Here is a 12,698-nt window from a genome sequence, read left to right on the forward strand (position 1 = left end):
TTTATAAGACTTTGAGGATGAATTATTTACTTAAAATAGTAGCCATTTTAATCTTGTTTTCAAACATCTCTTATTCCTCTGAAATAGGTATAATCGGATTTGTTATTGGTGAAGCATTCAATCAAGATGGAAAAAAACTAAATGTAGGTGATCCAATTTACTTTGGAGACACTATTACAACTAATGAAGGAGGAAAATCTCAAATACTATTTGTTGATCAAACTGTGATGACGGTTGGATCTAATACTGAGCTAACTATTGATGAATTTGTTTATGATGCAGAAAATACAGATGGCAAATTATTATCTACTATCAAATCTGGAAGTGTAAAAATTCTAACAGGTAAAATAAGTGAAAAAAATCCAGAAAATTTAGTTGTAGAAACACCAGCTGGTACAATTGGAACAAGAGGTACAGAATTTAAAGCAGCAGTTGATCCTGAAACTTCAAAAAGTAAAATATTATTAATTGGACCTGGCCCAAAAAATTCATTAGGACTAAGACCGGGTGCTGTTGAAGTTTCTAATGCGGCTGGAACTGTTTTATTAGATAAACCTTATTTGTTTACAGAGGTAAATCAAAACACAGCTCCCAGACAACCTGTTATTGTTCCTCAAACAGAATTAAAAAAATTTCAAGAATTAGAAATAGAACCTGACGCACCAGTAACAGAAAATAATCAGCAAGATGAAGATACACAACTTGCTCAAAATGAAGAACAAATTAAAGAATTGATTAAAGCAGAAATATTTAATGAAGACGAAGATCTAGGAGATTTAGTCTTAGATACGTTAGTGACTGCACTTGCAAAAGATGACGGTGGTATAACTGCTCAACTTCTAGGAAAATCTTTTTTGAATAGTGGTAATGCAATCCCAAGAGCTCTAATTCCTGATGATGTTAAAGATCAATTACCTGAAGGAGTGGATATCAATTCGCCAGAAGCTGATGCTTTTTTTGCAAACGAGCTTCAAAACGAACTTGAGAAAGTAATGTTGGTATCTGCAAGAATTGAAGATGTAGATTTTGTCCCTACTGAGTTTAATCAATTTAATGCAGGCTTTAATGATATCAAAGTACCAATACTAAATGAAGAAACTGGTGATGTTGTGTTCTTAGAAATGGGAGATATTGATTTTAGACCAAAATTTGCTGGACTACCTGGTGATAACTTTAACTTTGGAGAGCCTGCATTACCTGAGCAAATTTTTTTAAAAGGTCAAGAAGCAATTGCGATAGATATAGAAAAGGGTCGTTTCTTTGAACAAGAAATTGATCCTCAAATGGAAGCTTTAAATCAAAGATTTGAAACATTACTTGAAACAGGAGCTTCTTCACAAGAGTTAGATGAGATTGTATTTGAAATGGACAAAGTGATGTTTGAAGCTAATGAAGCAGCTCAAGCTTTTGAAGTTGCTGCTTTTCAAAACCAATTTGGTAATGATTTTAAATTAGATGTATTTTCAAATGAGGAATTTTTACAAACTAAGGAAAGTTTTATTTTTGATACAAATCAATATTCTCAAAATTGGAAAGAAGCAGATAATCAGGGTTTAGTTCCTATATTTCAACTTGATGGTGGTGTAAATTTTGTTAATAAAGAAGAAGCAGATTTAGAATGGCAAAGGGTTGATAATCAATATGAGCAACAGTTTGCTGAACAATTTCCAGAATTATACCAGGCTGAAAAAAGAGTTGAAGAACTAGCGCTTCAAGCAGATCAAGAAGCTACTTTATTATATTCTAGAGTTGATGAAGCTATACAAGCGGGTGCTAGTGAAGAGGAAATAAATCAACTTTATAACGATATTGATAAGCAGCTAGATGAAATTTATTCTGAGATTGATAAAGCATATGAAGAAATAGCATTAGCTGAAGTTAAAACAGATGTGATTGAATTGGGTGCTGAAAGTATTGTTACTGATAACTCAAGAGAAGAAGTAAAAATTGAAGATCCAAAATTTGACGCATATTTAGATAAATATTTAATAGCTTTATACGGCGAAGAAAGACTTGGAGAATTATATTATATAAAAGAAGAGGCTGATAGTTATACTGTAGGCACAACTTCTTATGCAGATCTTAATACAAGATCAACTGGTACAGACACATATACAGGTACAAGTACTAATTTATTTGTAGACTCTGCAGGGTCTAATGCAAATAGTGCTGTAGATAGTGTTGGAGATTTAGCAGGAACATTTACCCCTACACATACAATTGACTTTAGTAACAGGACAATCAATCAAGGGATAACCGCTAAAGTTCAAATTGGTCGCGCTGCTTCAAGATCATTTACTATATCTAAAGACGTAGATTATACCAGTGCATCAGGAAATGTTACACCTGCATCATCTTTTTCTGTAAATAGTAGTGGAACAGTCACTGATGTTGCAAGTTCAGCAACGGGTGATATTTCAACAACTGTCCCATCAAGCGGATATGACGATAATGCTGGAGGAACTAATAATTATTTTGTAACTGTTGAATCTAATTTTCAAAACCAATCAGGAAGATCTTTTGCTGATACTGTAGATACAACCTTAACAGTCCAAACTGTTGATGGTTCTGATACAAATATAGTTTCTGGTACTGCATCGAATGGTAGAGATTAAAAAATTAATTAAAATTTTTTTTTCTTCTATTTTTTTTTTATATTTAGTAATTAACTCCTCATCAGCAAACATTTATCAAACTAATTGTAAAACTGTTGAAAGAAAAAATAATGTTAAATCATTATCTTTTGTTTTTTCATTCAAAAGAGGAAACATTGTTATCAATCAAATAAATAAAAAAAATGCTAAATACATAATTAAAATTTCAAATATCCTTGATGAAAAGAAATTCTTATTTAATGCTGAAGATAAGTTTTTCAAATTGGAATTTAAACCTGGTTATTCTTATCTGAAAAAAAATTATACAAATACACAATTTGACTTGGTAAGTGGTGAGCTTACAGGAATTAATATAAATTGTTCTTATCCAAAATTAATCAAATCTGAAGCAGTGTCAGTAGAACTGGTAGAAAATGAAAAAAATGATTTATCAAATAATGAACAAATAAAAAAAATTTTAGATCAACTTAAATCAGGAAAAGAAATTGATAAATCAAATTTGAATCAATTTATATCCTCTTTGCAGGAAAACAATAATCAATCAGATATTGATATAAGTCAATTACAAGGTTTACTGCAATCTCAAAGTTTTATAAGTCAATTAACAAAAGGAAACCTATTAAACAAATTATCCTCTGAAGAATTTTTAAAAATGATTATTGAAGAATTCAAAAAATTTTCAAAATAAAACCTTTAAATACTATCTGTTATTCCACGAGATTGGGGTAACAGTTACAGCATTTCTGCTACCGATAGCTTTTACTGTACCAATTTCCTGATTTAAATTTGTATCACCATAAACAAGTTCAATTTTAATTTTTCGGTTTCCTGGTGTAAAGTCACTTGTATCAATATTTTCATAATAAACTTTTTGAAGTTCATCTCTCCATTGCTGAATAGTTACAACCTGCCCTGCTGGTGAAGTAATTCTCATTGGAGTATTGCTTGATGCAACAAAATCTGCTGCTTTAGACCAACCTGTGGATAATGCTCTATCTCCTGATGTATCAACTTTAACAGTATCCTCGTCACTTATGAATATACTGTTGTCACTACCATCATTGAAGAAAGAAATTTCTGCTCTAATTGGACCTAATAGAACATTGATATCATTATCTTCCTCCTCAATGTCAGCGCCTGTAAAATCACCAACACTTCCTCCATATCTTGTCACAAATCCTTCCACATCAGAACTAGCCATTCCACCTCGCGTTAAAATTCCAGTGGTTGACGCTGCATTGGTTTGTTGAAAAACAAGATAATCATTTGTATTTGCAGCTGGATGAGAACTGATCCAATTTGAACTTTCAAAAGGTCCAACCCTTACACTTGCTTGACTAGATCTTGTTGTAGAGAAATTACAACTTGCCTGATTTTCTATATTATCAATCACTTCTTGATTTGTGCCAACAGGTACATTCAATCTAACTCGCCAAAATTCCTTATCCTGCCAAGGTCCAGATGTATATCTCCAAAATCCAGATCTAAAAATTCCACCTTGACACTCATCAGTACCATTAACCCAAACTTGTTTATCATTAGTTACTCCAAGCTCTTCTAAAGCATCAAGATCGGCAGATGTAGTTACATTTGCCAAGTATCCTTGAATACCACAAAGATTTTGATAACTTGCTTGAAAGTTTGCTTGATTGTAACTTAATTGAGTTTCTTTCAACTGGTAATAATGTTCTGCACCAGTTGGTTTTTGGACATCCCCTAAAAATACTTCTATTTCTCTTGTTCCATCAGCAGATGCATTATGTTCAAAATACATGGATTTAATTAAATCAACATAATTTTTACAAGTTGCATCTCCAGATAATGTTACTTCGCTACTTTCGTTTCCAGAAGCAGTTATGCTAACTGCATTTAATTCATCAGTACCTGCCACAAGCTTGTCACCAGTTTCAGCTCCAGATTTTATTCTTACAATTGCTTTGGTTACTCTTCTATCATACAATTTAATTACTCTTTTAATTGCAATTCTAATATTTGGGTCTTCATCATTTTCCATACCACCATATTCAAGAACCACTCCTCTAATAGAATAATCAAAGTTATTTGAGTAACTTGCACTCCAATTGTGTAAATCATTCCATGTCAGTTCAGCATCATCTGAAAAATGAGTACCTAACAAATGGATACCATGCTCTGTTTCTGCAACATTATTTGGCTCTCCAGTTCCATTCCAATTTCTAAATGGCATACCATCAACAAATACTTCACCAATTTGTTGACCTTGAGGGTCATTTGAGCCAGCTGTAACACCCCTTTCCCATGTTCCATTATTTGCAGATGGTGTTCCAGAAGCTGTTCGAGTTGGAGCAAAAGCAAGACCTCTCCCATTCCAAAGCATTCCTTCAGGACCTGTCATCCATCTCCATACAGGACATTCCGTGCTGCCTACGGTGTCATCTACATTAGTGAATGAATCTGTAAAATATCTTTTTGTATTATTGCCTGTAATAGCTGCATTAGAAGATAAAGCTATTTTTGGATCTTTATAAAACAAAGTCAAACCAGATTGAGATTGTGGATTTGCATTAGAAGCTGTTAAGGATGTAGATCCTTTTCTGTAATATTCATTTTGATATCCCTCTAATCTCCACATTCGAGCCGAATTTGCTGTGTAATCAGACCATGATGTTGAATTTATATTTTCTCTAGTATCTAAATCAACTAATCTAAAAGTTGTATTAGAGACAACTCTTACTCTATAAAATCCTGTTGCAAGTTGTGTCATACCATCAACATTCATTTGATTGGCAGTACTGTCATCTGCAATTTTAATGATATCATCACTGGTAAGTCCATGTGCTGAACTTGTTGTAATTAATGCCGGATTAGCTTTTGAAATTGAAGAAATAGTATAAGCCGTTGTTGTTTGATATTTTTCAACAATATTTCTTATATATCTTGTATTAGCACTATACGTTTCACCATTTCGATAAAAAGGTATGTTTTCAAAATCTCTTAACGCTTGAAAATCGGCAGTAGCTTGAGCTCTATTTGATCTTTGTCGGAACCCACCACATTTATTCAAATTAGCTGTAGTGTTTGCATTATCTGACATTGCTAGTCCTCCCATCCACCCATTACCAACTGCTTTAGTGGTAATGATATCATTTTCAGACTCACTAGTGATTGTTGCGAGGTATCCACTTTTTCCAAAATAATCTAATTGTCTAGATAAAGAGAATGCTTCATTCATTCTTCTATTTTTATTGTTATATAAATTTTGGCTTGCATTAGCAGTTCCAGCTGGTCTTGCAGGAAATTCATAAAATTCATAAAAATGATTATATCCATCTCGATGTTCTTCAACATGAAGAGGACCTAGAGAAAATAATATTGTTCTTTCTCCAAGCGAGGCTGTAGTTGTTTCTTCAGACTCACCTTCTGTACCATCTGTGCCATCTGTTCCTTCATAAGCAAATGGATTTTCTCCGTCTTCAGCATCTACTTCTTTTGAGTTGTAGTATTTTATAGATTCGAAAGCTTGCGTCCAAACATCAACATCAGCACAAGGTGCATCAGATTCATTTCCTTCAATCATGGTCCAATTATGTGGATTATTAATCGTTGGAGTTTGAGTTAAATCTAAAGAAGAACCACCCGTGATTGTTCCTCCTGATGTATTTTGCCAAACTCTATTATTAAACCACACAAAATCATTAGCAGAATATGTTGTTGTAGAACTCCAATCATCTGGTTTACCAGAATGAACCATAGTTAAAACACCTGTATAAGCGTTCCATCCTGGATAATCATCACTGGTATCGTGATCAACTGAAGATGAAGAAGTATCTCCTGTTATAGCTGAAGGATAATCTTCTGCATCAGTATCCAACTTTAAATAATCTTCAATAACATCTGGGTTTGTATCTGCATCAAGGTCTAATAAGTCTCCATCTGTATTTCCATCAATAGGAGCCACATATGTATCTGCTTCGATAGTTGCTCTTGCAACACAGAAATTACGATCACTAATATCAATCTCATCTGCATCATCAGTGTCACCATCTTGATTAATATCATGCTCCAAATTAAAATGATCAAATCCGCCATATTCAACAACATAACCAGTAATGCAATCTAGCCCACTACCATTACAATTAGGGATTCTTCTTAAATCATTCCATCCACCATCTTGTCTTCCGCTATCACTCCTATTAAGTTCCATATCTGCATATGGTTCATTAACATTATTTGGTTCTTGATTGGCGCCTCCTGGTATCTGCCAGTTTTCAAAAGCTACTCTCATACCCATTAAAGGACCGGATTCTGACTGCATATTTGTTGCATTTGCTGTTGGATTTCTCCAATCTGAGTTTGATAACCAGACAAAATGCATATCATTTTGATCATCTAACCTTGATCCATAATACTCAGCTCTAGTTTCTCCTGCAGCTACATGGAAAGGTGTAATTCCTGAACAACCACTTTCTGTACTACTGTCACACAATACAGAGTCTTTAATAAACTCATTTTCAGCTGCACTTTCAATTGATACTAAATAACCACGCATACCGCCACAAGTAGATTGCTCTGCTCTTCTTTTTGCTTCCCACCAATCTATAGAGTCACCGTTGTAACCAAGGTCTGAGGTTACATTTGGAGCAGTTGAAAAATATTTATAATAATGCCCATAACTATTATCATTTAAAGATGAAGTAAACTGAACACCATCACAATCACTGCCTAATACTTCGGACCAATCATCTTCAATAAAATCTTCACTAGCTGATTTTCCATCATCCTTTTCAAGATAATATAATTTATCTTCAAACTCTGCACAGTCCCCTTCATCATAAGATGAAGCGGCACTGAAATCAGCAAAGCTAGTTGAGTTACTGCATTGTTCCATGGATCTTTTAAATACATAAAAGTTTGTGTTTGTATTATCTTTAGTTTGAATTTTAATATCTCCTGCTACGCCTTGTTGCGCAATATAATTGCTTAATGGTGTTTTTAATGGAGTACCTTCTTGTCCAGTTAAGTTGTCTAAATCCTCTGAAGTAAGTGCAATTTTACCATCTCCAACATCTCCTTTTTGAACAGGTGCTGAAACGATTAATTCTAAAGGAACAATTTGACCTTGAGGACCATTTCCACACGACAAAATTTTATAATAAACAACATCTTCTCCCGGTGGAACATTAATCGCTGGTGCATCATCAGTCGTAGAGATTACTGGATATTTAACAATTTCTGTTTGCCATAAAGTTCCTTTATTACCTATTCCATAAATTGTTGCATCATTAGTTCTATTTGATCCTCTTGAGGTATTATAATCAACCGCAGTATTACCAGAACCTTCATTAAATTTATAATAAGAGACAAGTCCTGGTTCAGAACCTGTCAGTCTTCTTCTGTTGTTATTTGCAATATCTGTTTCAGATCTTGAAATATTCCAAATTCTCATTTCAGAAATATTTCCTAGCCAAGGAACACTTTGAATTACAGGAGCACCAGACAGGTAACTGCTAGGTGAAAAACCATGTAGACCCTCACCTATAGCAAGTGGCCAAACGTCCATTTCAGGTAATGTTTCTGGAGGATTTTCATAACCCGATTTACTTCTTTTTCCAATGTCTGCATTAAAAGTTCCCACTAAAGATCCATTTTGATAAATCCTAACATTGCCAGTATCCGTACTATCAGGATCACCTCCATCCCAAACCCAAGCGATATGAACCCACTCATCTTTCACAGGGGTTCCAACATCACCTTGATTATCTAATCTTACTTCACCTAACCTTGGTGACCACTCATCGTTTAAAACTTTAAAGACTAAATCCCACTCTCTCCCCCATTCAAATGCATGCATATTATATGTGGATGTGGTTTGCATATTTTTAATCCACATCTCAATCGTAAATTGTTCAGTTGGAAAATCTTTAAATTGTTCTACTAATGCAAATGAACGGTCTGTGTAAGTGGTGTCGCGATCGCTATCTCCTGAAGAACCTTCTGCTGAAAAATATATTGATCGTACTATATCTGCATGTCTTTGAACATAGACTTCATATGACATGTCTTCAAATTTTTTGTCATCAGTTCCAAGATTGGCAAATATTCTTTTGGCATAATAAACATCTTCACTAGAATTTGTAAAACCATGTCTATTTAAACATTTGTTGTCTGAGTCTTCTACACTTAAAGTGTTTTGAATATCTACTAGAGAAAAACTATTTGAATTTAATTGATCTGAGATCCATTTTTGTCCCTCTTGAAGTCCTGTTTCAGCAGCAAGGTTAACTTGTTGCATCACAGAATTTCTTGAAACACTTTTTAAATCGTTATCATAATAAAAAAACATTGCTCCTGTCATAATTGATAAAGCAGACACAACAGCTATTACAAAAACAAGAACAAATCCTTTTTGTTTATTATGATTTTTCATAATTATGAATCACTCCATAATTGTTGTCGATCAATAAAGTTATGAGTATCTTTGCAACGATTTGATAACATTCCTATTATTACGTCTTCCCCATCAACAGTCACAGTTTGTTCAGATATTTTAACTGAAGGCTGTACATTTCTTTCAGGAAAATCAAAAGTAATAACTGCTTCATCTAAACTACTAGTAAAAGGTACTGTTTGTCGTCTAAATACTTTTTCTCCACCTTTCCCTTGAATGTAGCCTTCAATAGTCATCGCAGCTTTTGTTTTATAAATTTGAATATTTTCCATTGCTGTTTCTGAGCAATCAACTCTATCAACGTAAACTTTTTCAGTAGTTGCTAATTGATTTCCTCTTAAATCAGTTGCAATGATTCTAACCGAAAAATACTTTTTATTACTTGGTAGATTTGCCCATCTGATATCTGAGTCATCATTGAGCACTAGATAAAACTTATCATCCTTTTGATCTATTCTAAATCTTGATCCATGATCAACATCACTGTCAGCATCCATTTCTGGCACTTCTCCTAAATTAAATCTGACAAAATCATGGGTATCAGGTTCTTGTGTGCTATTTGCAAAAATTTCTCCAATTACAAAATCTTTATCAACGTCCTCTGCCATATCAAAATCTGTGTTATTAGTGATAGCTGTTCCATCCTCTTCTTTAAAAGACACGCCGGTTGGGGTGGTGTTACCTATGTTAAATCCAATGTAGACTTTCTTAATATCTGATATTCGATCATTGTCTGTATCTTGAGTTTGAACTGCATAATAAAAAGAATCTTGATGAGGTTCACCGTCATCAAAACCTGTTGGTAACGTCTCGTATCTAAAAGATCCATCAGCAAAAACAAAAATTGTTCCACCCGCTTCTGTGGTAACGGATGCTCGAGCTCCACTGTAACTTGATTTGTTCATTGTATCATACATTTCACCGATATTAGGTAATTCAGTATTATTTGCCCAAACAGCTGTAGTTGCCCGCCAAGTTCCACTTAATCTACAATTCATTGTTCTTGTTGATCCATCAACAGATTGTGTTTTTACGGTTCCAGTTTCTGCTAAATCGTTAGCAACACTTCCAATTTGAGCACAATTATTGGTATCAGAGTTAGACTCTACTAAAACTTCTAGATGTTCTCCTTGAGGATCGTATGATTTACTCAAAAGTCCATAAATTCTATTTACGGTGTAATAATCTTCATCCATGTAATAATAAAGATTTTGAGCTTTAGGCATTGGTTTATTAGTTGCAGTTTTTGTTGGAACATATCTAGGCAGCCTTGCAATTTGAATATTAGAGTATCGATTATCTGGCTGAGAAAACGAAACTATGGCAACTGAGCCACGTTGAAATCTTTGAAACATTGTAGATTTTAATTCGTCTGTATCTTGTGATCTTTCAGGTAATGAAACCTCTGTACCAGAGGTATTTTCTGTAAAAGGAAAAGTTGAATTAGTGTGGTCGTTTAAAGTACCAGAGGTGTTAAACCTATAATCAAAAGCTGTAAAACGTTGGCTTAAACTATTTGCAACATGAGGTTTATTTTCAATATTTGCTCTAAATTTATTTGGATGATAGGTCAAAGTAACAGTATTTTTAACGCCAGTATTTTTTCCATTACCGCAGTTCCATTCGTGGGTTGCACCAGGGTTGTAGCTTATTCTTGAAAAAGAATTTCCTCTATTGCTACAGTTTCTTGTACCTGTAGTTGTGTCTCTTGTATCATCAAATCTTGCAAATAATCTGTCATAGCCCAAAGTATTATAATTCATAAATTGAGAAGAGCTTGGTGTAGACCAGCCAGTTAAATGACTCATATTTGCATGAGATAGATACGAACCTTCTGTTCTTCCGCAATTTCTTGTATGTTCAAACTCATATCCTTTAAAATGATGAAGATGAATTGCAGATTGATTTCCTCTTGCTCCCCACCAAGACCATAAATACATATCATAAGTCATATCAGCAGCTTCACCCCACCATTCATTTTTTTCAGCATCGGTTAAGCCATCCCATTCAGTTCTGTCCACTCCGCTTAATGAATTTCTCAAATTTGTTGAACTAAAATCACTTGTGCCATCTAAATTTTCATAATCTATTCCTGCACAAGCTCTTATTTTTCCATCAGGCCATTTTTTTTGAACGACACTTGGTCTTTGATAGCCTGCTGCAAAACCAAGCATGTCATCATCCATCCAAGTTGACATTTGAGGGTTACAATCTGGAAAACCTCCAGAGCAAATCATTCCTTTTAAAACAAATGAGTCGTACTCTTCGTCAGAAACTAAAAATGTTGGTGAGGCTAAATTTTGCTGTATATAAAATGATCTACCATCATCTGTTAAATCATAATCAGGTCCACCAAACTGGCTTGCTGTTCCTCTACTCTCATAGTTTTGATCTCCATATGAAAAACCTTTAGGTTCCCAAGTATGCAAATTAACATCAGAAAACTGTGGGGCACTAAATTTCATTACTCTTACTGTATAATCTTTGTAAGCTTCATTTTGGTCGTCCCAGCCTTCACTATCACAATTGGTATCTAGATTTGCTTTAAGTCGAATATTAAAATCTTGATAGCCATCTGCATTAAAAGTGTAACTACTATCAGAATTATTCAAAGTGCCTGATAAAACTAAACTTCCATTCCACTCACCTGCATCAGCTGAGTTATTATTATTGTTATCATCATAACCTGAAGTGGCAGTTAAACCTGGCGGTATTGTTGTATCTGATGATACTGTCTCTAACTTCAATCTCATCTCATCGTGACTAACACTTGGTATTCCTGTAATGGCTGGAGGTTTTTCAGATGAAAATCTTATTTCTTCAAACGTTCTATTCAAATCAGATGTTCCAACTTTTTCCCCTTGATGAAGAATAATAATGTCATCATCTGTTACAAAATTTGCTAGCTGAATATCTCTTGTTAAATTGTTGGCACACTGAACTTTCAAACTTCCAGTAAAAGGAATTACAGGGGTTCTGTTTTCATGTAAATCTTCCTCATTATAAACATAATATGTGGTTCCTCCAAAATTCAAGTTTCGCATGTAAGCTGAAGCAGAATAGGTCTCCGATACTTTTCCGTCCTTAGATTGTAGTTGGATTTCAAAATCGATATGTTTGCTTCGAAGTCTAATACCTAATGTATTGAAAAATTGAGCAACTGGCATCCAATCCAAATCAACTGTGGTTCCACTATCTGTTTCATCACAATTGTTAGTATTCCATACCTTTTTCTTTAAAACAGTTTTGTCTGTTAATGGCGAATAGGGAACTTGCAACTCATACTTAATTAATTTCCTTTGAATATTTCCATCATCATCCTCTGTGTCAAAACAAAAGGAAACTGCTTCTCCATACTCAGTGTCATCAGCTACCTCTGTGCCATCATCATTTAATACTTTAACAGGCTCTTGAACTTCACCATCAGTACTATCAGGGTGTTTATAGCCTGCCATTTTACTGTCATGCTGCAAAACATGAAGGGCAAATCTTGCTTCTTGTTTCATGTTGTTGTGATTAATTTGTCTAACAAACGTTCCCTGAAAATTACTGTAAATTGTATAAGTTGCACCCATAACAATTGTTGAAACAACAACCGCAACTAATGCTTCTGTTAATGATAATCCTTTTTGAGTTATAAATTTTTTTAAATTCAT

The 12,698-nt window shown here is 34.1% G+C and carries 4 protein-coding genes; 2 read left to right on the plus strand and 2 right to left on the minus strand.

What is annotated here, in order from left to right:
- Positions 1-17 precede the first annotated feature (17 nt).
- Complete coding sequence (locus B9N70_RS04025; protein WP_172819952.1) at positions 18-2,615, plus strand: FecR domain-containing protein; 2,598 nt, start codon at positions 18-20, stop codon at positions 2,613-2,615.
- Positions 2,602-3,303 (plus strand): hypothetical protein, encoded by a 702-nt coding sequence (locus tag B9N70_RS04030; RefSeq protein ID WP_085114523.1) that lies wholly within the window; start codon positions 2,602-2,604, stop codon positions 3,301-3,303. The genes B9N70_RS04025 and B9N70_RS04030 overlap by 14 nt, the downstream gene beginning before the upstream one ends.
- A 12-nt stretch (positions 3,304-3,315) precedes the next feature.
- Here the strand turns inward: B9N70_RS04030 and B9N70_RS04035 are convergent, their stop codons facing one another.
- Both B9N70_RS04035 and B9N70_RS04040 read right to left on the minus strand, forming a co-directional pair.
- The gene (locus tag B9N70_RS04035) at positions 3,316-9,021 is read right to left on the minus strand and encodes a LamG-like jellyroll fold domain-containing protein (protein ID WP_085114524.1); all 5,706 of its coding nucleotides are present in this window, start codon (positions 9,019-9,021) and stop codon (positions 3,316-3,318) included.
- 2 nt (positions 9,022-9,023) lie between these two features.
- Positions 9,024-12,698, minus strand: a complete 3,675-nt coding sequence (locus B9N70_RS04040) for a PilW family protein (protein ID WP_085114525.1) — start codon at positions 12,696-12,698, stop codon at positions 9,024-9,026.

This window comes from Candidatus Pelagibacter sp. HIMB1321 (genome assembly GCF_900177485.1).
Classification (GTDB): domain Bacteria; phylum Pseudomonadota; class Alphaproteobacteria; order Pelagibacterales; family Pelagibacteraceae; genus Pelagibacter.